Source organism: Pandoraea horticolens (assembly GCF_902459555.1).
Classification (GTDB): domain Bacteria; phylum Pseudomonadota; class Gammaproteobacteria; order Burkholderiales; family Burkholderiaceae; genus Pandoraea; species Pandoraea horticolens.
The window spans coordinates 153,516-175,051 of sequence record NZ_CABPSM010000012.1 but is presented as its reverse complement, the minus strand read 5'-3'; the positions used below and the strand labels follow the sequence as shown (position 1 = coordinate 175,051).

General features: G+C 63.1%; 16 protein-coding genes and 1 pseudogene. 8 read left to right on the top strand and 9 right to left on the bottom strand.

Annotated features, from left to right (window positions below; all coding sequences use genetic code 11):
- The first annotated feature begins 67 nt into the window (after positions 1-67).
- Positions 68-1,210 (top strand): BMP family ABC transporter substrate-binding protein, encoded by a 1,143-nt coding sequence (locus PHO31112_RS19270; protein WP_150622058.1) that lies wholly within the window; start codon positions 68-70, stop codon positions 1,208-1,210.
- A gap of 93 nt (positions 1,211-1,303) precedes the next feature.
- On the opposite strand, the gene PHO31112_RS19265 is transcribed toward PHO31112_RS19270, so the two are convergent.
- Complete coding sequence (locus tag PHO31112_RS19265; protein ID WP_150622056.1) at positions 1,304-1,846, bottom strand: cupin domain-containing protein; 543 nt, start codon at positions 1,844-1,846, stop codon at positions 1,304-1,306.
- 294 nt (positions 1,847-2,140) lie between these two features.
- On the opposite strand from PHO31112_RS19265, the gene PHO31112_RS19260 reads away from it, so the two are divergent.
- A complete protein-coding gene (locus tag PHO31112_RS19260) occupies positions 2,141-3,736 on the top strand; it encodes an ABC-F family ATPase (protein ID WP_010807792.1) in 1,596 nt (531 codons plus the stop codon).
- Between the two features lie 234 nt (positions 3,737-3,970).
- Positions 3,971-5,404 (top strand): aldehyde dehydrogenase family protein, encoded by a 1,434-nt coding sequence (locus PHO31112_RS19255; protein WP_150622054.1) that lies wholly within the window; start codon positions 3,971-3,973, stop codon positions 5,402-5,404.
- Here the strand turns inward: PHO31112_RS19255 and PHO31112_RS19250 are convergent.
- Positions 5,385-5,600 (bottom strand): DUF1289 domain-containing protein, encoded by a 216-nt coding sequence (locus PHO31112_RS19250; protein WP_150622052.1) that lies wholly within the window; start codon positions 5,598-5,600, stop codon positions 5,385-5,387. The genes PHO31112_RS19255 and PHO31112_RS19250 overlap by 20 nt on opposite strands.
- Positions 5,601-5,768: 168 nt before the next feature.
- Here PHO31112_RS19250 and PHO31112_RS19245 point away from each other — a divergent pair, with 168 nt between their 5' ends.
- A complete protein-coding gene (locus PHO31112_RS19245; RefSeq protein ID WP_150622050.1) occupies positions 5,769-6,191 on the top strand; it encodes an EamA family transporter in 423 nt (140 codons plus the stop codon).
- 54 nt (positions 6,192-6,245) lie between these two features.
- Here the strand turns inward: PHO31112_RS19245 and PHO31112_RS19240 are convergent, their stop codons facing one another.
- The 5 genes and pseudogenes from PHO31112_RS19240 to PHO31112_RS19220 all read right to left on the bottom strand — a co-directional run bounded on the left by PHO31112_RS19240 (position 6,246) and on the right by PHO31112_RS19220 (position 13,031).
- Positions 6,246-7,544: a phospholipase A gene (locus PHO31112_RS19240; protein ID WP_150622048.1), complete on the bottom strand. Its 1,299-nt coding sequence runs from the start codon at positions 7,542-7,544 to the stop codon at positions 6,246-6,248.
- 47 nt (positions 7,545-7,591) lie between these two features.
- The gene (locus PHO31112_RS19235) at positions 7,592-9,286 is read right to left on the bottom strand and encodes a sensor domain-containing diguanylate cyclase (RefSeq protein WP_150622046.1); all 1,695 of its coding nucleotides are present in this window, start codon (positions 9,284-9,286) and stop codon (positions 7,592-7,594) included.
- 6 nt (positions 9,287-9,292) lie between these two features.
- Entirely contained in the window at positions 9,293-10,627 is a 1,335-nt protein-coding gene (locus PHO31112_RS19230; RefSeq protein ID WP_150622044.1) for a putative bifunctional diguanylate cyclase/phosphodiesterase, read from the bottom strand.
- 314 nt (positions 10,628-10,941) lie between these two features.
- A pseudogene (locus PHO31112_RS19225) lies at positions 10,942-12,177 on the bottom strand (NAD(P)/FAD-dependent oxidoreductase); the annotation flags it as partial.
- A gap of 383 nt (positions 12,178-12,560) precedes the next feature.
- On the bottom strand, positions 12,561-13,031 hold the full coding sequence (locus PHO31112_RS19220) for a Cd(II)/Pb(II)-responsive transcriptional regulator (RefSeq protein WP_150622040.1): 471 nt from the start codon (positions 13,029-13,031) through the stop codon (positions 12,561-12,563).
- Positions 13,032-13,099: 68 nt separating this feature from the next.
- Between PHO31112_RS19220 and PHO31112_RS19215 the strand changes: the two genes are divergently transcribed.
- Positions 13,100-15,496 (top strand): heavy metal translocating P-type ATPase, encoded by a 2,397-nt coding sequence (locus PHO31112_RS19215; RefSeq protein WP_150622038.1) that lies wholly within the window; start codon positions 13,100-13,102, stop codon positions 15,494-15,496.
- 27 nt (positions 15,497-15,523) lie between these two features.
- On the opposite strand, the gene PHO31112_RS19210 is transcribed toward PHO31112_RS19215, so the two are convergent.
- Together PHO31112_RS19210 and PHO31112_RS19205 are read right to left on the bottom strand one after the other, a co-directional pair.
- A complete protein-coding gene (locus PHO31112_RS19210) occupies positions 15,524-16,438 on the bottom strand; it encodes a CHAD domain-containing protein (protein ID WP_174995788.1) in 915 nt (304 codons plus the stop codon).
- 496 nt (positions 16,439-16,934) lie between these two features.
- Positions 16,935-17,213: an HU family DNA-binding protein gene (locus tag PHO31112_RS19205; RefSeq protein WP_010807803.1), complete on the bottom strand. Its 279-nt coding sequence runs from the start codon at positions 17,211-17,213 to the stop codon at positions 16,935-16,937.
- 574 nt (positions 17,214-17,787) lie between these two features.
- Here PHO31112_RS19205 and PHO31112_RS19200 point away from each other — a divergent pair.
- The 3 genes from PHO31112_RS19200 (at position 17,788) to PHO31112_RS19190 (ending at position 21,535) form a co-directional block, all read left to right on the top strand.
- Positions 17,788-18,615 (top strand): phosphodiesterase, encoded by an 828-nt coding sequence (locus PHO31112_RS19200; protein WP_150622034.1) that lies wholly within the window; start codon positions 17,788-17,790, stop codon positions 18,613-18,615.
- Positions 18,616-18,915: 300 nt separating this feature from the next.
- Positions 18,916-20,409: a PelD GGDEF domain-containing protein gene (locus tag PHO31112_RS19195; RefSeq protein WP_150622032.1), complete on the top strand. Its 1,494-nt coding sequence runs from the start codon at positions 18,916-18,918 to the stop codon at positions 20,407-20,409.
- Entirely contained in the window at positions 20,402-21,535 is a 1,134-nt protein-coding gene (locus PHO31112_RS19190; protein WP_150622030.1) for a lipopolysaccharide N-acetylglucosaminyl transferase, read from the top strand. The genes PHO31112_RS19195 and PHO31112_RS19190 overlap by 8 nt, the downstream gene beginning before the upstream one ends.
- Position 21,536: the final 1 nt, after the last annotated feature.

Below are 21,536 nucleotides of genomic sequence, written 5' to 3'. Positions count from 1 at the left end.
GCGGCGCGAGCGTTTGGTACACGAGCATGGAATCAACCTGAAACAATCGATGACGAGGAGAAAATCGATGCGACGTAAAGTCCTGATCACGATGGCAAGCCTGGCGGCGGCCATGCTGGTTTCTGCCTGCGGCAAGCAGGAGAGCAACACCGCGAACGCGCCAGCGTCTGAGGCACAGGCATCGGCCGCGCCGGCAGGCAAGGGCCCGATGGGGGTGGCGTTCGTCTACATCGGCAACCCGGGCGACGCTGGCTGGACCTATGCGCACGAGCAGGGTGCGAAGGCCGTCGAAGCGAAGTACGGCGACAAAGTGAGCGTGACCCGCGTGGAGAACGTGCCCGAGGGCGCGGACTCGGAGCGCGTGTTCCGCGATCTGGCAGGCAAGGGCAACAAGCTGATTTTCGGCACGTCGTTCGGTTACATGGACTCGATGGTCAAGACGGCCGCCGATTTCCCGGATGTGACGTTCGAGCACGCCACCGGCTTCAAGGCGGCGCCGAACCTCGGCACGTATGACGTGCGTACGTACGAAGGCGCGCATCTGGCTGGTGTGGTCGGCGGCCATGTCACCAAGTCCAACGTGATCGGCTATGTGGCATCGGTGCCGATCCCCGAGGTGATCCGCAACATCGATGCGTTCACCATCGCGGCGCGCGAAGTCAATCCGAAGGTCAAGGTGAAGGTTGTCTGGATCAATAGCTGGTTCGATCCCGGCAAGGAGCGTCAGGCGGCGGAATCGCTCGTCGGACAGGGTGCCGACGTGCTGATGCAGAACGTCGACTCGGCTGTGGTGATGCAGGTGGCCGAAGAGAAGAAGATCCACGCCTTTGGCTGGGATTCGGACATGAGCAAGTTCGGCCCGAACGCTCATCTGGCGTCGGCCGCCATCGACTGGAGCAAGTACTACGTGCGCACGGTCGACGAAGTCATGCAGGGCTCGTGGAAGAACACGCCGGTCTGGGGCGGCATCAAGGAAGACGAGATCAACCTCGTGGCCATCAATGACAAGACCGTGCCGGAAGCGGCACGCAAGGCCGTGACTGCGCGTCACGACGCCATTCGCGACGGTAAGTACGATCCGTTCACCGGCCCGATCAAGGGGCAGGACGGCAAGGAAATCGTGCCGGCCGGCAAGACGCTCAACGACGACGAGAAGCACCAGATCAACTGGTTCGTCGAAGGTGTCGAGGGATCGCTGCCGAAGCAGTAACGATGGCTGCCGCCTCTATGCGGCATCGCAGTATCAGGAGAACCGCCGGTATCTGCCGGCGGTTTTTTTGTGCCCGGAGTCTTTGAAGGGACGTCAGTCGCGGGATGTCTTCACGGTCTCGTCCTGCGCGAGTTTTTCCGTGTCGGGGGAGACAAGGAAGAGCGGTTGGTGCACCGAACCCGCGTAGAAGACCAGTAGTTCTGCCCCGGCGTCACTCGACCAGCCCCGATGCGGCACGTCGACCAATTCGGTCACCGTCTGCCCGGCGACGAACGCGCGTTGCGCGCCGTTATCCGCCCGCTCGACCGTCAAATGACCCGAAGCGACATAGCCGATGGCCGGCATGGGATGGGTATGCCAGTCCAGCCGGGTGTTCGGGGCGAGCGTGATGCGCACGAGCGTCGGCTCGGGCGTGCCGGAGGGATACGCCGCATAGCCGGTCTGATCCCATGCGGTCGCGGATTTCGCAAGCGTTTCGGTGCTTATCCCGGCGCGGCGATCGTCGGCGACGGCGGGTGCGGCAGCGGCGATCAACAACGCGGCGCCCGCAAGGAAGGGGCTGAGGAGCGGGTGACGGAGGTTGTGCAGAGGGCGCAGCGCGCGTGCATGGGGTGTCGATAGGCGGATGGTGGTCATGAGAAGGCATTGGGGAAGTGACGGAGTCCCGGGTGGATAAGAGAGGCGTCCCCATCCGGGGGATGATGGCCGCAAACGGCGTCTGAAGGCCTCCAGGCAACTTCAGACAAATTCAGCGGCTTGTGGGGAGAGCCTACGGGCCGGCGATCACCGGTATCCCCTTTAGGCGCCGTATTTCGGAGCCTTCACAAGCGCTGGGGGCAACTGAGGGCGCGTGACACGCATCGGTGCTAAAATGTCGGGTTTCGTGGCGCAATTTTGTGCCGCCGCACTTCATTTCCCCGGATACCGCCTGTGCTGTCTACTGCCAATATCACGATGCAATTCGGCGCCAAGCCGCTCTTCGAGAACATCTCTGTCAAATTCGGCGGGGGCAACCGTTATGGCCTGATCGGCGCCAACGGTTGCGGCAAGTCGACGTTCATGAAGATCCTCGGGGGCGATCTGGAGCCGAGCGCCGGTAACGTCATGCTCGAACCCAACGTGCGTCTGGGTAAGCTCAAGCAGGATCAGTTCGCGTATGAAGACATGCGCGTGCTCGACGTCGTGATGATGGGCCACACCGAAATGTGGGCCGCCATGAGCGAGCGCGATGCCATTTACGCCAATCCGGAAGCGACGGACGACGACTATATGCACGCCGCCGAACTCGAAGCGAAGTTCGCCGAGTACGACGGCTATACGGCCGAAGCGCGCGCAGGTGAACTGCTGCTGGGCGTGGGCATTCCGATCGACCAGCATCAGGGGCCGATGAGCAACGTTGCACCGGGCTGGAAGCTGCGGGTGCTGCTCGCACAGGCGCTGTTCTCGAATCCGGACGTGCTGCTGCTCGACGAGCCGACCAACAACCTGGACATCAACACGATCCGCTGGCTGGAAGACGTGCTCAACGAGCGCAACTCCACCATGATCATCATTTCGCATGATCGCCACTTCTTGAACGCCGTGTGCACGCACATGGCGGATATGGACTACGGCACGCTCACGATCTATCCGGGCAACTACGACGACTACATGCTCGCGTCGGCGCAGGCGCGCGAGCGTCAGATGGCGGCGAACACCAAGGCGAAGGAACGCATCACCGATCTGCAAGACTTCGTGCGCCGCTTCTCGGCGAACAAGTCCAAGGCGCGTCAGGCGACGAGCCGTCTCAAGCAGATCGACAAGATCAAGGTCGAAGACATCAAACCTTCGTCGCGTCAGAACCCGTTCATCCGCTTCGAATTCGAGAAGAAGCTGCACAATCTCGCGTTCGAATTCGAAGGCATTTCCAAGTCGTTCGACCGTCAGATCTTCAAGAACTACTCTGGCGCGGTGCGTGCCGGTGAGCGTGTGGCCATCATTGGCGAGAACGGTGCGGGCAAGACCACGCTGCTGCGCAGCCTGATGGCGGAACTGCCGGTCGACGCGGGTAACGTGAAGTGGGCCGAGAACGCCAACATCGGTTACATGCCGCAAGATACCTCGGAAGCCTTCCCGGAAGATTTGTCGCTCACCGACTGGATGACGCAATGGGGTAAGGAAGGCGACGACGATCAGGTGATCCGTGGCTCGCTGGGCCGTCTGCTGTTCGGTGGCGACGACGTGCGCAAGTCCGTGCGCGTGCTCTCCGGCGGTGAGAAGGGGCGCATGATCTGGGGCAAGCTGATGTTGGGCCGTCACAATGTGATGATGATGGACGAGCCCACCAACCACATGGACATGGAGTCGATCGAGTCGCTTCAGATCGCGCTCGACAAATATCCGGGCACGCTGATCTTCGTCTCGCACGATCGTGAATTCGTGTCGGGTCTGGCCACGCGCGTCATCGAAGTGAAGAGCGACGGCACGTTGGTCGATTACGCCGGCACTTATGATGAGTACCTGGCCAGCCAGGGCGTGGAAGTCTGACGGAAGTCTTCGAGACGTTCACGCGACGCGTAATACCCGGCAGGGCGCTTGCTTGGCAAGCGCCCTGTTTGCGTTTACAGCACGTTGAAGCGGAGCAGGTGTTGTCTGACGGTGCTATGGGAATATCGGAAGGCGCAGGGCAGAGGCGCCTGATTTCACCGCAAGGTTGAGAAGTGCTGAGGCGAGCAGACTACAATGAGCGTTCGACGTTCCTCTGCCTGCAGGAGACATTGCATGATTACGTACGACAAATTTTTCATCGGGGGTCAGTGGGTTACGCCGGTTGGGCGCGGCACGCTGGACGTTTTCCACTCGGCCGATGCGAAGCTCATGGGCCGCATTCCCGAGGGGGCTGCCGAAGACACGGAGGCGGCCATTTCCGCAGCGTTGAAGGCGCGTGACACCTGGGCGGCCACGCCACCGGCCGAACGTGCGGCCTATTTGCGGAAGATCGCGGCGGGCCTGAAGGCGCGCACGGCGGATCTGGCGAACGTGATGACGGGCGAGACGGGCATGCCGATCAAACTCGTTCGTGCGATTCAGGTGGGGGGGCCGGTGTATCACTGGAACAAGTACGCCGAACTGGCCGAGACGTTCGAATTTGAAGCGCGCGTGGGTAATTCGCTGGTGGTGCGCGAACCGGTGGGGGTGGTTGGCGCGATCACACCGTGGAATTACCCGCTGAACCAGATCACCCTGAAGGTTGCGCCGGCGCTGGCCGCCGGATGCACAGTGGTGCTCAAGCCGTCGGAGGTGGCGCCGTTCAATGCGTTCATTCTGGCGGAGGTGATCGCCGAGGCCGGGCTGCCGGCGGGTGTGTTCAATCTGGTCACGGGGCTCGGGCCGGTCGTCGGTGAGGTGTTGGCACGTCATCCCGACGTCGACATGGTGTCGTTTACCGGATCGACGCGTGCAGGCAAGCGCGTGTCCGAAGTGGCGTCGCAAACGGTCAAGCGCGTGGCCTTGGAGTTGGGCGGGAAATCGGCTTCAGTGGTGCTCGACGACGCCGATCTCGCCGCCGCGGTCAAAGGCACGCTCAACGCGTGCTATCTGAACTCCGGACAGACTTGTTCGGCGCACACTCGCATGCTTGTCCCGGCGTCGCGTTATGAGGAAGTCAAGGCGCTGGCGAAGGAAGCCGTTGCCCGCTTTACGCTGGGTGACCCGCGCGAGGAAACAACGCGTCTCGGACCGCTGGCATCGGCCGCCCAGCGAGAGCGCGTGCAGACTTATATTCGCAAGGGCCTCGCAGAAGGGGCCGAACTGATTGCGGGCGGAGATACCGTACCGGAGGGCTTCGAGTCAGGGTTCTTCGTCCAGCCAACGGTGCTGGGGCGTGTCGCCCCCGACGCTACCGTCGCTCAGGAGGAGATTTTCGGCCCAGTGCTCTCGATCATCACCTATGAGGACGAGGCAGATGCGGTGCGCATTGCCAACGATTCGATCTACGGGTTGGGCGGTGGTGTGTGGTCGGGCGATGAGGCGCGTGCGGTACGCGTGGCGCGTCAGATCCGCACGGGGCAAGTCGATATCAACGGCGGCGAATTCAACGTGCAGGCACCGTTCGGGGGCTTTAAGCAGTCAGGGCACGGACGGGAGAATGGCGTGTACGGCTTCGAGGAATTTCTCGAGTACAAGTCGCTGCAATTCAAGTCCGTGAAGTCGTAGACCCTTTGTCGCAATAGCGCATCGCTGTGCCTTCACGGTTGATGCGCTCCCAGACGGCTGCCTTCTCGTCGTCAGTGAAGAACACCCAGTTCGACACTTCGTAAGCCGTACGGCCGCAACCCTTGCAGACGTCGTCGAAGAGCGTCGAGCAAACGCCAATGCAGGGGCTGTCGGGACGGTCGTGCAGTTCGGACATAAAGGGGGGCGAATTTGGCCGGAGGCGGGTCGGTGTCACAGGAAAGCGCCATTATCTCACCGATGGTGGCACCGGCAGCCATTCCCCTACGGGCGGGGGCAGGCAGTGGACTTTTCAATGCGTTTCAGGTTGGCGGTACTCAAATCTCAATAGCGATGGTGATGCACTATGCTGCGTAACTGGCAACTATTCGCGCTGGGTTCAGCGTTCTTTGCCGCACTGACGGCCGTGTTCGGCAAACTCGGGGTGGCGCAAGTCAATTCCAATATGGCCACGCTGATTCGCACGGTCATCATTTTCGCGGTGACGCTGGCGATCGTGGGCATGCGCGGTGAGTGGCAGCGGCCGACTAGTTTGAGCGCGAATACGTGGCTGTTCCTCGTGCTTTCCGGGGTGGCGACCGGTTTGTCGTGGCTTTGCTACTTCCGCGCGTTGCAGTTGGGACCCGTGTCGGGTGTGGCGCCGTTGGACAAGCTCAGTGTCGCGATGGCGATGCTGATCGGCTGGGTGGTGCTTGGTGAGCCATTCTCGCTCAAGGAAGCCCTCGGCGGCGCGCTGATTGTCGCAGGGGCGCTCGTGCTGGTGTTATGAGCTTGCAGGGCTGTGGATGGACGTGCTCTGCGCTGTGGGCGCAAGCAGGCGACGTTACCAGCGGAACACGCTATACCCGACACGCACCTGCGACCTCGAGTGACGGTTGTAGTCGAGCAGGTTTTCGCCATAGCCCGTGAAGTAGCCGAGCCAGAGGTAGCCACCGGCGCCTGAGATCAGCTTGCTGAGCGGGTAGGTCACCTGCACATCCACACTGCCGTAGTTGCGCTTCATCCCTTTGCGCAGCGTCGCCCCGATCTGCCAGCCATTCGGTTTGCCCCATAGAACCAGCAGGTCCATATAGCCGCGATAGTTCTGAATATCGCGATTGTCGTTCTTTTCCAGGTAGGCGTAGAGCTTCGGTGCCACCGTCCAATGGTATTCGGACGGATCACCGAATTTCAGGATCGGTTTGACGAAGATGGTGTTAAGACTGCGGGAATCGTCGCCCGCCTTGCCATTGGACTCATGCTCGACACCTGCCGCGAGGCCCAGCGATGTGAACCAGTTGGCTCGCGCGCCAGTATCCGGGATGTAGTAGAACAGGCTCGGACGGTAGTTCGAGTCCCGGAACGGGGCCGACTCGGCCTGCAGATCCCAGATCGACAATTGCGTGTAGCCGAAATACAAGTTGTCTAGGAAGGATTTCGAGGCCGGATTGTCCGGCTTCAGAATGTGGAACTTGAAGCTGAGTTGAAATCGTGCGTTCGAGCCGCCGTTCCTGCCGAAAGCCATGTACATCGGCTCGCTCGACGAGATGCGGGCGAACTCGGTGTCGGTTGTCGGGGCGATTGCGTCGGGTGCGGCACTGGCCGTCGCCCCTGCTGCTGCGGCGGCGGCAGCAGCAGGGGCGCCGTTCCCCGCCGCTTGCGCTGCGCCCGCCTCGGATGGTGCCGGTGCGGCTGCCACCATCGGTTCGGCGGGGGCGGCGCGATCGAGGACGATGGTTGTTGTCGAGACGTCCCAGTCGATGGGCTCAAGGTGCAGGGTGCCGCGTAGTTCCTTCGGGAGCGAGGCAGAGTACGAGATGCGCCGGAACTGGCCCTTCGAGAGCGTGACTTCAGCGGGGATCGCCGCTGCACGCTTCAGAAGGAGCAGCGTGGGCCCGAAGTCGTCGTTTGAGATGCGCACGACGATTTCGTCCGGCAGCTTGATGGTTTTGCGGCCCTGCGTGTCCTGTGTGGCCAGCAGGGTCAGTTGTAAGGGGGCTTCGCCCGTGAGGGCGCGCGGGGGCTGCAAGAGTGCGAGTTCGGCATTTGCAGCGGTATTCAGGACCAGGCAAAGCGCAGTTGTGCCGATGCGGATGGCACGCAGCGGCGACGGGGCGAATGTGGCGAGATTCGTCTTGGGCATCGGTCCGGTCTGGGTTTGCGACCCCGGGCCGGTGAGCCCGACGTCTGTTACGACCCGCCTGGGGAGAATCCCTTGAGGTCGGATTCGCAGGCGCAGCGATCGCGCCCGAGAGATTTGGCTAGGTACAGTGCCGCGTCGGCGCGTTTTAGCCAAGCGTGGTCGTCGTCGCCAGCGTGCCATTGGGCTACGCCCGCACTTATCGTGAACTGAAGCGGCCGGCCACCGACATTGACGCGGGACGTGCGCACCGCATCGCGCAAACGCTCGGCGGCTTCAAAAGCGCGTGCCTCGGCGGCGCCACTCAGGATGATAGCGAATTCTTCGCCCCCCAAACGACCGCAGATGTCATCTTCGCGTAACGATTCGTGACAAAGATGGACGAATGTCGCCAGCACGGTATCGCCGAGCGCATGACCCCACGTGTCGTTGATCTGCTTGAAGTGGTCCAGGTCGACGAGGATGACGCAGGTGGGCACCCCTGTCGATTCGGCCTGTGCTACTTCGGCGCGCAAGCGTTTGAGGAAGTGCCCGCGTGACAGCGCACCCGTGAGCGCATCGTATTTGACCTCGTGCTCAAGTGCCGCATTCCTGGCCAAGGTGTCGGTCAACTGGAGTTTTTCGCGGCGCAGATAGCGAACGAGCAACCAGAGCGCACCCGCTAAGCTGAGCAACAGCGCGAAGACCAATACCGCATAGCGGCGCCGCTCGATGGACAGGCTGCCCAGCGTCGGCGCTTCGTTCATGGTGTAGACAACCAGTTCGCTGTCCGCAGACGTTTCGGCCTCCAGAAGATATGGCCGATCGTCGGGGTGCACACGAACCAGACGAGCGTGCTGCTGACCCTCCTCGTCTTCAGGCGCTTTTTGCATGAACCCCGGCGTGCCGGGCGACGAATCGTAATCTTCGATGGGAACGAGGGGGAAGTCTTCCTGCTGGTAGAGGCGGCGTCGTTCCGCTGGCGTCAGTTTGAAGACCTTGGCGCCGGGAACTGCCATGCCGGTGAATGTCGGGTCGTTGGCGAGTACGATGACGCCGTTATTGTCCGTCACGAACGACGCGCCGGAATCGACCCAATGCGCCAGCCGGCGCAGGCCGAGCTTCACCACCATCACACCGACGAGCAGGCCGTCCCGATAGACGGGGGCCGTGAAGTAGATACCGGGCAAGCCGGTCTTGCGGCCGATGACATATTGCTGCCCGATACCCCCGAGCACGGCAGTGTTGTAGTACTCCCGGTCGCCGTAGTTCTCGCCGATCAGCGGGTTGGCCGTGTCGGCATCGCTGGAGGCGACGGTGATGCCATCCGGTGTGCCCAGCCATACGAGATCTGCGCCGAAGTAGAGCTGCGCGGCGTGCAGCAGCTCATTGACTGGCTTGAGTACGGGGTTGGCGAGCAGTGTCTGACGGGCCTTTCCCGGTGGCATGCCCGTGAGCGGGTGCTTTGCAAGGCTGGCTGCGGCGTCCTGAATCTGCTCGACCTGGGCGAGTACCTGCGGGATGCCGCGAATGAGTATCAGATCCTGGTTAACCGTGTGGACGGTGCCCTGGGCGAGTCGGGTCGCCACGCTGCGCTCTTCGGAGAGCAGCCGCGCCGCGCGGTTCGCCACCAACTGATCGGCGGCGAAGCGGGCCAGCCCCCAGGCGACGAGGGCGCACACGAGAATGACCAGGCCTCTGACGAAGGCAGAGGCGGTGCGGTGGTGATTGAACAAGGCGTTGACCAGCGGCAGAGGCGGTTGCAAACGCGATTACAGGCGCCTGTGCCAGTCGCGAATGAATGTCTCGATATGCCCGGGCGGCAGGGGGCGCGTGCAATGATACCCCTGCCAGGCGTGACAACCCAGTGACGCAAGTGCGTCGCGTTGTGCACTGGTCTCAACACCTTCCGCAACCGTTTCGATCTCCAGCTTGCGGGCGATCGCGATGATGGCCCGGATCAGTTCCGTATCGTAGCCGCCAAGCAGCACGCCGGCGACGAACTGATAATCGATCTTGACCGTGCCGAACGGCCAGCGCTTCAGACGCACGAAACTCGAATAGCCGGTGCCGAAGTCGTCTAGCGACAGGCGAACGCCCATCGCGACGAGTTCGTTCATCAGCGTGGCGGCTTCGTCGAGGTGGGAGATCAGCGACGACTCGGTAATCTCGATCTCGAGCTTGTCTGGCGGCACACGATGGTGCTTGAGGGCGTAGCGGACTGTCTCAAGCGTCTGCACACGCATTTGCTGTGCCGACAGGTTCACGGCCACGCGCGGATATTCCTCGCCGTCCGTATGCCATTGATCGAGCTGACGGCAAGCCTCCTGCAGTGTCCATTCACCGATGGGGCCGATGACATCGCAGCGCTCGGCGGCCGGGATGAATTCGCCCGGCATGATCAGTTCGTCGTCACGCTGCCAGCGGATCAGCGCTTCGAGACCGGTCAGCCGGTGCGTACGCATGTCGATCTGCGGCTGGTAGTGCAAGCGGAATTCGGACTCCGACAGGGCGCGTCCGATAGCGCTGCGCCAATAGTGTTCGTTGCCCGCTTCATCCGGCGGCGTGATGCCTTCCGTGGGGGCAGACGGAGCCTCGGTCACGAGAAACCGCGACGCGCTTTCCCGGATGGCCTGATCGGCGACGTCCGAGGTGTGCTCGAGCAGCGTGGCGGGCCAGACCGGCACTTGCGGCAGGTGGGTTACCCCTGCCGAGAGAATCGGATAAAGGAGGCCATTCCCGCACGGCACGGGCGATTCGCCGGCCCGGATAAAGCGGCGCGTGATCTGCGAGGCGGCTTCGCGGCTGCCCAGGTCGCGCAGCAAGATGGCAATCTGCTGCTCGGAGACGCGCCCGATGAGGTCGCGGCGGCGAATGCGCGAGCCAATGCGAAACGCGATGGTGGCGAGCAGGTCGGCATCTGAAATGGCGGCCTGACTGCTCGCTTTACGCTGACCACGGCCCACATGCAGTACCACCAGCGCACTGTGGCTGCCAGGCGGACTCGGGGTGCGCAACTCCAGGCTGAGGGCACGTAACAGCCGCTGGCGATCCAGCAGCAGATCGGCAAGGACGACTTGTCGTCGCAGCGCGTTGGTATCGTTCATCTCGGCAAACGGGCAGGCGTGACCCGTACGGTTGAACGTTTGTCATTGCCGCGTGTAATGCCTGCGGACAGAGGAAAACCACGCGTCGAATAGGTCGTGCCGCCGGAAAACCCTTGAATCATGTTCAGCATAAGACGCGTAAATGTGTCGGCCGTCAGGCGAGGGGCGGGTGGGAGACACCGGCCACGGCACCACATCCCTCGCCATCCGGCAGACCGCGCGCAAGGCGTGGCCCGACAGAAGCTCGTGCCCGGTTGCGAAACCGGGTCCTTTGACTTTTAACGGCACCCATCATTGAAAATTGAGTTCGGGTTTCACCTATGGTCGGCGCGGCTGGGTTGTGCCAGCCATTCGCGACCGCGAAGCATGAAATCCCAGTAAACCTTTGGCAGCACGTATTTTTTCAATACCCATGCAAAACGGCTCGCATGCGTACCGTCGATGGGGAACGTGGGCAGCAGCTTGCCGCCGTAGCCGAACTCGGCAAGCACGATCTTGCCGTGTTCCACCGTGAGCGGGCAAGCGCCATAGCCGTCGTAGTGCAGGGCGAGCGGGCGGCCGTCCATGGCAGCAAGCAGATTTTCCGCGACGACGACCGCTTGTTTGCGCGCAGCGGCAGCCGTCTTGGCGTTCGGCGCGGAGATGGCATCGCCCAAGCCGAAAATATTGGCATAGCGCGCGTGGCGCAGTGTTGCCGGATCGACTTCACACCAACCGGCAGCGTCGGCAAGCGGGCTTGCGCGCAGCACGTCCGGTGCGCTTTGCGGCGGCACCACATGCAGGAAGTCGAACGGTTTGTCGATAAACTGCGACTGACCGTCGGCATCGAAGATTTCAAAACGGGCAACGCGCCGTTCGCCGTCCACCGCACGCAAATGCGAGAGGTGATTGAGCGAGATGCCGTATCGCTTCACGTATTCCATGAGCGCGGGGACGTAATCTTTCACACCGAACAGCGTCGGCGCCACGAGATGGAATTCGATTTTCGTCTTGTCCAGCGCGCCGCGCTGACGCCACGTATCGGCGGACAGGTACATCGCCTTTTGCGGTGCCCCCGCGCACTTGATCGGCATCGGCGGCTGCGTGAACAGCGCGTTGCCCCCCTTGAATTCGCGAACCAGCGACCACGTATAGGGGGCGAGGTCGAAGCGATAGTTGGATGTGACACCGTTGTGACCGAGTGTTTCGGTCAAGCCATCGATGGCTTCCCAATTCAGTTGTAAGCCCGGCGCTACGATGAGATAGCGGTAGCCGAGACGCCGACCGTCCGAGAGCAGGATGTGCTGACGATCCGGCGCGAAGGCCGTCACTGCGGCCTGGAGCCACGTCACCCCTTCAGGGATGACGCTTGCCATCGGACGCGCGGTGCGCGCAGCGTCGAATTCCCCCGCACCGACGAGTGTCCACGCTGGCTGATAGTAGTGTGTGTCGGCCGGGTCCACGATCGTGATCGAGAGCGACGCCCGTCGTCGGCGCAAGCTGGCCGCCACGGAGATCCCTGCGGCGCCAGCACCCATGATCACGATGTCGGCGCTGCTTTCCGTCGCGGGTGTTGGCGTAGCGGATACATCGCTGGACATAAGGTCTCCGACAAATGAGCAAGAAATTGGAACGGATTGCGACATATCGATGCGCACTTCCTGAGCGGCACGCCATGGCTGTTCACACGAACAAGTAGCTACTGGCGCGGCGCGTGCGGGCCATTGTATAGAAACTGCGCTGGTTTGCCCTTGTTTTCGCTGGGAGCGCGGGCATTCATCACAATCATCGCGGCGTTCAGCGCAATGCAGGATGAGGAAAGGGTTTGGAAGGCGCACGCCGGTTCAGTGCTGGCAGACGTGCGCTTTCTGAAGCGGCGGCGCTTGCGGTTGCCGAAGAGGATTGCCGAGAGAAGCGAAGAGGGCGCCACCACTACGGTGACATCCCTTGAGATTTACGCGTGCAGATGATCGTGATCGCAGGCGACTTCGATCGGATCGGTATCGGTATGGCAAGCACAGGCTTCGCCGTGAGCGCCTTGCATGAGTGCACGCAGAATTCCGCAGTCACTTGTTTCGTGACGGCTACGACATTGCGCCTGAAGATGCAGCAGTTGTTGTTCGAGTGCCTGCAACTCGTGAATGCGGGTGTGCACGCGCTCGAGGTGCGCTTCGATCAGCTGGTTGGCGTCTTCGCACGTCACGCTCGTATCGTGAGCGAGTTCACCGAGTCGCTTCGCATCCGCGAGCGGCATATCGAGCGAGCGGCAATGGCGGATGAAGCGCAGGGCTTCCAGATGGTCTTCGCCGTAGGTGCGATAACCGGCATCCGTGCGTGGCGGGGCCGACAGCAGGCCTGCCCGCTCGTAATAGCGAATCGTCTCGACATCGGTACCCGCCGCCCGGGCCAATTCTCCGATTTTCATACTTGACTCCGTAGTCGCTACAGGGTTTTGAATGCAGGGTAACACGAATCAGAAAACCAGGAGTTCACATGTCCAACCCCTCGGATTCGGCTCGTCTGGCGGGCTCGACGGCGGCAGAGCACAAGGCGCACGACCATGGGCAAGACCCGGGCCATGCGCATCGCCACGACCAGGGGCAGCATCACGATCATTCGCATCGTCACGACCACAGCCACGATCATGCTGTGCCCCGCGCCTCGGATGCAGCTCATGCGCACGAAGGCTCGTCCTGTTGCGCCAGTGACGCAAATTTGGCCCTTGTCGAGCCAGTGCCGTCGACCGGCGCGCCGCAGGCTCGATTCCGCATCGATCAGATGGATTGCCCGACGGAAGAGCGCCTCATCCGAGACCAACTCGAGCACCGGCCCGGCGTCGATGCCCTGTATTTCAATCTTCTCAAGCGGGAATTGACGGTTGTTTTCGACGATAGCGCGTCGGCCGCCGATGTTGCCCAGCGTGGGGAGGCGGTCGCCGGGACGTTACGCAAGCTGGGGATGACGCCAGTGCCGCTCGTTGGAGGCAACGCGACCGCCGCACCGCCCCCCGCGAGCCATAAGGGCGATGTTGCGCGCCTGGTGGTGGGGGGCGTGCTGGCTGCGGCAAGCGAAGCTGCCGTCTGGTCGGGCGTGCCCGAACACAGCCCCTGGGTGGGTGCCATGGTGGCCGTCGCCATTCTGGCGTGCGGCTTGCCAACGCTCAAGAAGGGTTGGATCGCGCTGCGACACTTCACGCTGAATATCCACTTCCTGATGTCGCTGGCTGTGATCGGTGCAGTGTTCATCGGACAGTGGCCGGAAGCCGCGATGGTGATCGTCCTCTTTGCCCTTTCGGAAAAGCTTGAGGCCGCGTCGCTCACGCGGGCTCGCCGTGCCGTGGAATCGCTGATGCGTCTGGCACCCGATCAGGCATCGGTCGAACAGGCGGACGGCACCTGGGCAGATGTGCCTGCTGCATCGCTCCCGATCGGTGCGCGCGTGCGTGCGCGTCCGGGCGAGCGCGTTGCCATCGACGGCGTGATCGAGCAGGGCAGCTCTGCACTGAATCAGGCGTCGATCACTGGCGAAAGCGTGCCTGTTGACAAGACGGTGGGCGACGAAGTCTATGCAGGCAGTATCAACGAGAGCGGTCTCATCGTGTATCGCACGAACGTTGCGCCGGGCGATACGACACTCGCCCGCATTGTGCGCATCGTCGAGTCTGCGCAGCAGCAGCGCTCGCCGACACAGCGCTTCGTCGACAAATTCTCGCGCGTCTACACGCCGGCAGTTGTGATCTGCGCGCTGCTCGTCGCGCTCGTGCCACCGCTGGCCTTCGGTCTGGCCTGGTCGCCATGGATCTACAAGGCGCTCGTGATGCTGGTGATCGCGTGCCCGTGCGCCCTGGTGATCTCGACGCCGGTCACGGTCGTGAGCGGTCTGACAGCGGCGGCGCGCGCCGGCATCCTGATCAAGGGGGGCGCATTTCTGGAGAGCGGCCACCTGATCCGGGCGGTGGCCGTCGACAAGACGGGCACGCTCACACGCGGCGAGCCGCGCCTGACCGATGTGGTGCCGCTGGGCGAAACATCGCACGACGATGTGTTGACGCTGGCCGCCGCGCTCGACGCGCAGACTACGCACCCCATCGCCCGCGCGGTCGTCGACGGCCACACGCAAGCAGGGCTCGGCGTACTGCCGCCAGTGACGGACTTCGAGGCGCTCGTTGGTATGGGCGTGAAGGGGCGCGTCGGTCAAACGCTGTACTACCTCGGCAATCACCGGCTGATCGAGTCGCTAGGGGTGTGTAACGCGAACGTGGAGGCGGCGCTGGACCGCCTCGAAGCGCAGGCTCGCACGGCAATCGTGCTGGCTGGCGAAACACAAGTGCTTGCGGTGCTGGCTGTGGCGGATACGTTGCGGGAGGAAAGCCGCGAAGCGATTGCGCGACTCACCCAAATGGGCGTTCGCACCGTCATGCTGACGGGGGATAACCGTGCCACTGCGCAGGTCATCGGTCAGCAGGCAGGTGTGAGCGAAGTGCGTGCGGAAATGCTGCCGGAAGACAAATGGCAGGCGGTGTCGGCGTTGCGAGAGGCGTTTGGGCACGTCGGCATGGTCGGCGACGGCATTAACGACGCCCCCGCGCTTGCTGCCGCGGATGTCGGTTTCGCGATGGGCATGACGGGCACCGACAGCGCGCTCGAGACAGCCGACGTCACGTTGATGGACGACGACCTTCGTAAGCTGCCGGCCTTCCTCGCGTTATCGAAACGCTCGGCGACCGTGCTCAAGCAGAACATCGCCGTAGCGCTCGCCATCAAGGCGGTGTTCTTCGCACTCGCTATCGCTGGGCTGGCGTCGCTGTGGATGGCGGTGTTTGCCGACGTGGGGGCTAGCCTGCTGGTCATCGCCAACGGCATGCGCTTGTTGCGCACGAAGGTAGCGTGAGCCCTCGGATTGCCCGACGCCTGCGGTTCAGTGCCGGCGCATGCTCCGCTCAAGGGTGTGCGCGTCGGGCAATTGACACAGGACATGGGCGGCGCGGCTGGTTGCGTTCACGATGATTGTGTCGAGGCGTCCGATCAATATGTCGCGCTGCGCAGCCGAAATCGGCATGTCTTCGAAGACTCGCTGAGCCACAACCGCATCGTTGAGTTGCCCCAGCAGGGATTGGGCGGCGTGCAGTGTGCCCTGATAGGGCGTGCCGACCTCCTTGCGGAGCCACGGCGTCAAGGCTTCGGCGCTGTAACGGGCCTTCTTGACCTTCACGCGCAATGCGTGCAACTGCCCGGTGTCGAGCATCGCCAACTGACGACAATCCGGAAATAGCGCAACGTAACGGGCACGGAGCATGTTGTGAGCGTGCTTCGCCAGCGCGCGCGGCCGCTTGCCTGGCGTGCGCGAGGGGTGCCGCAACGCCTTTGCGCTTCGCAGGTCGGCGTTGCCGTCTTCCCCGATGCCGAAAGCCTTCAACAACAGCGTACGCAACGCCCGCTGACGTTCGCTAGCGAGCGCGTCGGCGGCGTGCGCGCGGGCGTCGCTGCGCAGTTTCACCACATGGGCGTCAACTGCCTGCCAGTCGATATCGGGATGCTCAGTACGCAATGCGGGCAGTGTCGTTGTCACCAGCACGTCGGCATCTCGCGCGGGGCCCATCGCTTGCCCCAGCCAGCGCAATTCCGCTTTGAGCCGGCGGTGCCAGCGGGGTTTGAGCCATGGCGAGAAGACGTCGATCAGCGCACGCAGACGGCGCGTCGCAACGCGCAACTGATGAATGGCTTCGGGATCGAAGGCCCCGTGGTGAGCGTCGCTCTCCGGGGTGTTCGGCAATGATGGCCACTGCTTCAGAGGAAATGTGGCTAGCGTGACAAGCAGGCGCGAAGCCGACATGTGTCGCATGTGCCGGGCGTCGGGCGGCGCGATAGCCTCTGCGTCAGCCGGAGCGGCCGCGGGTGAAACCTCACTGGAGGCGGCGATGGCCGCTGTCATCGCGCGTGTCATGTCACGCAACATAGCATAGATGCTTCGGGAAATGAGCCGCGGAAAATTGGGTGCGGCGCGATGACGCGCAGGGTCGCAGCGCCGCGATTTGCGAAGACAAATCGGTCGCGCCAGCCGAAACGGCAGGTCGTGACAAGGGGCGCGTTGCCGAAACGGATCGGCAGGGGCGTGTGGCCCGAAGGAAAAGCAGGGGTGAAGCCGCTGCGGGCGCCCGGTCTCCGTCTCCGAGGATTCGGTACGCAGGACACCCGCGAGGCGCGCAGCATCACATCAGTCGTGGACCTCGCGAGAGGATGACGTGACGCATCCAATGCCACAAGCCGCAGGACGGCAATGTGAGCAAAAAGATAGGCTGGCCCGAAGGCCAGCCTGCGCGCAACTGGTGTTACTTCTTGTTCACGATGTCCTTGAACGCCTTGCCAGCCGTGAACTTCACGGTCTTGGCAGCCGGGATATTGATCGTTTCGCCGGTCTTCGGGTTGCGGCCGGTACGCGCGGCACGCTTGCCCGAACCGAACGAGCCGAAGCCGATCAACTGAACCGTGTCACCCTTGGCAACGGCCTTCTTGACCGCCTCAAGCACGGCGTCGAGGGTCTCGTTGGTTTGAGCCTTGCTTGCACCCGTAGTACCAGCGACGGCGTCGATCAGTTCCTGTTTGTTCATGTGTGTTTCCCTTGAGAGGTGGTGAATACCGGCGACAACTCTAACACTTCCGCCATTTGGCGAGTGTCGGTGTTGTATCCGCGCCATAAGGCACGCGGCGCACGCCAGGATATCGCCATCGCGATACGCCACGCAAACGCGATCCGAAGATTGGGTCTGTCACGTATCGAGAGGGCGCCGGCACTGGCCGGGCAGCCGCATTATAGAGCCTTCGGCGGGCTGTGGGCCAGTCCTGACAATGGTTTGCGGCGATTTTGTTGTGGCATGCCGCGTACTTTCTCGTTTTTGATGATAAAAACCCGGTAACTGCGGGCATCTCCGGTCACCGCCGCGCTCAATCCCTTGCTGGGCGGGCTTTGCAGGTTTCCCCTAACTTAATAGGGGTTGCGTTGCGCGCCGACTTTTGGTTGGCATTGCTGACACAGTGTCCGTATTGCCCGGAATTCATTGGCGTGTCATCTGCAATGTCTAGCGTGGCGCCGCACGATAGATCACGTACCGCTGCGTGCGTCCTACACTCGAATGGCGACGAGCGGTGGGACGCGTCGCAGTACGCCTTTGAGGAATTGCCTTCATGCTGCTCTGTCAGATCACCGACCTTCATATCACACGGCCCGGTTTGCTTGCCTGCGGGCGTGTCGATACCGCGCAGGCATTGCGCCGCGCCATTGCCACCATCAATCGCTGGACGCCGCGGCCCGATGCCATCATTGCTACCGGCGACCTGATCGACACACCGCATCTATCGGAATACGAAGTACTTCGCGAGTGTCTGGCGGAACTCACAATCCCGCTGTATCTGTTGGTAGGGAACCACGATCATCGCGAAGGGCTGCGCGCCGCGTTTCCGGAGCATGCCTATCTGCATACGGGGCATGAGTTCGTGCAGTACCGCGTCGATCTCGGGCCACTGACCGTGCTCGCGCTCGATACGCAAGATCCTCCGAATGCCGGTGGTCATTTGTGTGAAGACCGGCTTGCCTGGCTCGACGAGCAACTGCATGCGTGCGCGGGGCGCCCGACGATCGTCGCCATGCATCATCCGCCGTTCGATACGGGCATCGAGTTCATGGATGGATACGGCCTTACTGCGCAAGGGCGCGCAGGTTTCGCGCGTGTGACGTCACGGCATCGTCACATTGAGCGGGTGATTTGCGGCCACTTGCACCGGAGCATTCAGGCGAGCGTCGAGGGGGCGCCCGGCGTCATGGCAAGTACGTGCGTGTCGACCGCGCACCAGATCACGCTCGGACTCGCGCCCGGTGCGCCAGGGACGATCGCGCTCGAGCCGCCGGGCTTCGCGTTGCATCTGTGGCAGCCGGGGGCGGGTGTTCGTACGCATCTGGCGTATATTGGCCCGCACGATGGACCGTATTCGTTCGACGGTGAATCGGTCTCCTGAAGGATTCATGCGGGTTTTCGGCAGAACAAAAATGGGGACGAAAGTAGGACTGGGCGTGTGTAAAGTTCATTCCCATCAAACATAAGAGATCAGTTCGGATCAGCAGTCATAGGCCGTCCCGCCGGGGAAGTATCTCGGGACGGGAGCGACGGGGCTTGGCAGGAGACCTGTCGATCCGCCGCCCGAAGCACCGGCCGAAGACGCCGGGCAGGGCACATTCCGATAACGGGGAATCATGCAATCCGCCATCGCGCAGCGCTTGCGCGAACGCCCGCGTTTCGCGCTGGGCATTTTGATGGCATGCGACGCCGCGACGCCATCGAATCCGCGCGTGCGCACCCGGTTGATCTTGATCTCAATTTCCGCGAACACCACGTGACCGCCGCTACGCCCAACGAAGCCGAACCGGCACGCAATACCCAGTCGCCCGCACGCGTGCGCAGCTCGCAGCCGCTTGGCAATCTCGGGCGTTGGGGGCGCTGGATCGCCCCGGCTATCGCACGTCCCTTTGCCATGCTTGAAGTGCTGGGCGGCACCGCACTCGTGGTGCTTGTCGCATGGCGGTTGCGTCCGGACGATCCCTTGCTGCTTGGCGCGCAGTTCCCGTGGTTATGGCTGGCGGCACTCGTCGCTGCATTGCGCTATGGGGCGCTGGCGGGGGCTGCGAGCGGGTTGGTGCTCGCGGCGGCCTGGTATGCGCTGTGCGCTCCGGCTGGCGGCCCGTTCCCCATGGTGCACTTCGCGGGTGGCATGACGGCGGTTTTGATTGCAGGGCATTTCTGCGACATCTGGTCTCACCGGGCAAATCGGGCGCAGGGCATCAACGCGTACTTCAGTGACCGGCTCGTGGCGATCACACACAACCACTATCTCCTGCGTGTGTCTCACGAACGGCTCGAACGCGATCTGCTGGCACGTCCCGTGACATTGCGTGACGCGCTGACGCGTCTGCGTGAGCTTTCCGTGCGGCGAGCCGGGGATGTGCATGGGCACGCGGGCGGTTTGCCGAATGCGCAGCCGATGCTTGAGTTCGCGTCACTCACCTGCCAGATTGAAGTCGCCTCGTTATTCCCCGTGCGCGCGGGCCACCTCGTCACGACGCCTATCGCGCGTGTCGGCGAGGGGTTCGAGCCGGATGCCGACGACCCGCTTGTCCGGCATTGTTTGCAGGGGGGCACGCTCGCGCATGTGCGCGCCGACGACGCCGCCAGCGACATGAGCCCCTATCTCGCCTGCGCGCCGCTGCTCGACACCGATGGCACGTTGGTCAGCGTATTGATCGTGCGTCGCATGCCGTTCCTCGCGCTCAATCACGACAATCTGCAATTGCTGCTGGTGCTGCTGGCCTATTACGCCGATGGCGTCGCGCATCAGCCATTGGTGGCGAGTGTCCGGGAATCGGTGCCGCAAGCGCCTTACGATTTCGCGCTTGAGCTTGGGCGTCTGGCGCGGCTCAAGCGGGCGAGCGGCATCGAGTCTTCGCTCGTTGCGCTGGCGTTCCCGCGAGGCGCTCGGGGCGACTCGCTGTTCGAGCAGACGGTACGTCAGCGCCGCGCGCTCGACGCGCTATGGACCATCGGCACACCGCGCCGGCAGATCGCGATCGCCTTGATGCCGATTACGGACGAGCACGGTATCGACGGCTATCTGCTGCGTGTGGAGACACTCTTGCGCCAACAGTACGACGTCGATTTCCAGAGGGGGCACATCGCGGTGCACACGGCACACGTGGACGCCGACGCGCCCGGTGCCGGACTGCTCAAACTGGTGGAGCGGTGCGTCGATCATGCCTGAGCACACATCGCAGGACGAGCACGTGACGACGGGCCGGCGGTTGCGTCGGAGCGATGGTGCAAGCGGCCTGTGTCTGCTGCGTTGGACATGCACGCTTGGCCTTGCCGCGCTTGCCCTGGGTGCGCAAGCACAGGCACTGCGCCTCGTCATACAGAGCGAGGCGTGGGATGCTCCGCCGGGAGGCGTTGCGGTGCCACTGGCGTCGATGTCGGCGGTGCTGGCGTGGCAAGCCGTCGCGGCATTGCTGGCGGGCGGTTTTACGACATGCGTGTTGCCGGCGAGCTATCGCCGGCGGCGCGGCGCGTTCTGGCATATCGCGCTCATCACCTTCTTTCTGCCCGGTGCCGGCCTGAGCGTCGTGCTGGGCGTGCTCCTGATCGGCTACCTGTTTCCCCCGCCGAGCGAGGTACTGGTGGCGGGCCGGGTGACGCCCCCCGGTTTCATATCGCATTTGGTGGCGCGCGTGCGGCATGGCGCGGGAATGCGGCTGCGGGCGCGCCTGCGCAACCTGCACGGCGAGCGCGACGATCGCGTGGCGGCCTTGGTATCGGTTCAGGCGCTGCCGTCGCGGGTGACGAGTGAAATCGCGCGCGACCTGCTGGCCGATCCCGTGGAAGAAGTGCGCTTGCTGGCGTACGGCATTCTCGACGGGATGGAGAAGCGCATCATGCAGCAGATTTACGCGATGCGCGACCGGCGCGCGGCAGCGCAGGACGAAGATGAGCGCGCCCATGCGTGCCGGCATCTCGCTCAACTGTACTGGGAGTTGATCTATCAGAATCTGGTGCGTGGCGAAGTGCTGCGCTTCACGTTGGAGCGGGTCGAGCAGTTCGCCCGCGACACACTGGAGCAGCACGAAGACGACGCCTCGATGTGGTACCTCCTGGGCCGCTGTGCGCTGCTGCGTGAGACGCCGGACGTCGCCGAGATGTACCTGCGCCAGGCACAGTTTCACAGCTTCCCGACGGAGCGCCTGTTGCCCTGGCTGGCGGAAGCCGCGTTCCAGAAGCGTCGTTACGACCGGGTGGCGCAACTGCTCGGCGGGCTAGGGGCGAGTGCGAAGGGCGCCAGAGGCGCGACGACCTCGCCAGCGATGCAGCCCGCCGTACGATTCTGGACACGTTAGG

What these genes read in the sequence shown, in the direction of transcription:
- PHO31112_RS19265 (WP_150622056.1), bottom strand. Translation starts at nt 1,846, where the DNA reads ATGACCACCATCCGCCTATCGACACCCCATGCACGCGCGCTGCGCCCT.
- PHO31112_RS19210 (WP_174995788.1), bottom strand. Translation starts at nt 16,438, where the DNA reads ATGTCGGCTTCGCGCCTGCTTGTCACGCTAGCCACATTTCCTCTGAAG.
- PHO31112_RS19230 (WP_150622044.1), bottom strand. Translation starts at nt 10,627, where the DNA reads ATGAACGATACCAACGCGCTGCGACGACAAGTCGTCCTTGCCGATCTG.
- PHO31112_RS19205 (WP_010807803.1), bottom strand. Translation starts at nt 17,213, where the DNA reads ATGAACAAACAGGAACTGATCGACGCCGTCGCTGGTACTACGGGTGCA.
- PHO31112_RS19200 (WP_150622034.1), top strand. Translation starts at nt 17,788, where the DNA reads ATGCTGCTCTGTCAGATCACCGACCTTCATATCACACGGCCCGGTTTG.
- PHO31112_RS19270 (WP_150622058.1), top strand. Translation starts at nt 68, where the DNA reads ATGCGACGTAAAGTCCTGATCACGATGGCAAGCCTGGCGGCGGCCATG.
- PHO31112_RS19245 (WP_150622050.1), top strand. Translation starts at nt 5,769, where the DNA reads ATGCTGCGTAACTGGCAACTATTCGCGCTGGGTTCAGCGTTCTTTGCC.
- PHO31112_RS19240 (WP_150622048.1), bottom strand. Translation starts at nt 7,544, where the DNA reads ATGCCCAAGACGAATCTCGCCACATTCGCCCCGTCGCCGCTGCGTGCC.
- PHO31112_RS19190 (WP_150622030.1), top strand. Translation starts at nt 20,402, where the DNA reads ATGCCTGAGCACACATCGCAGGACGAGCACGTGACGACGGGCCGGCGG.
- PHO31112_RS19195 (WP_150622032.1), top strand. Translation starts at nt 18,916, where the DNA reads ATGCGACGCCGCGACGCCATCGAATCCGCGCGTGCGCACCCGGTTGAT.
- PHO31112_RS19220 (WP_150622040.1), bottom strand. Translation starts at nt 13,031, where the DNA reads ATGAAAATCGGAGAATTGGCCCGGGCGGCGGGTACCGATGTCGAGACG.
- PHO31112_RS19215 (WP_150622038.1), top strand. Translation starts at nt 13,100, where the DNA reads ATGTCCAACCCCTCGGATTCGGCTCGTCTGGCGGGCTCGACGGCGGCA.
- PHO31112_RS19250 (WP_150622052.1), bottom strand. Translation starts at nt 5,600, where the DNA reads ATGTCCGAACTGCACGACCGTCCCGACAGCCCCTGCATTGGCGTTTGC.
- PHO31112_RS19255 (WP_150622054.1), top strand. Translation starts at nt 3,971, where the DNA reads ATGATTACGTACGACAAATTTTTCATCGGGGGTCAGTGGGTTACGCCG.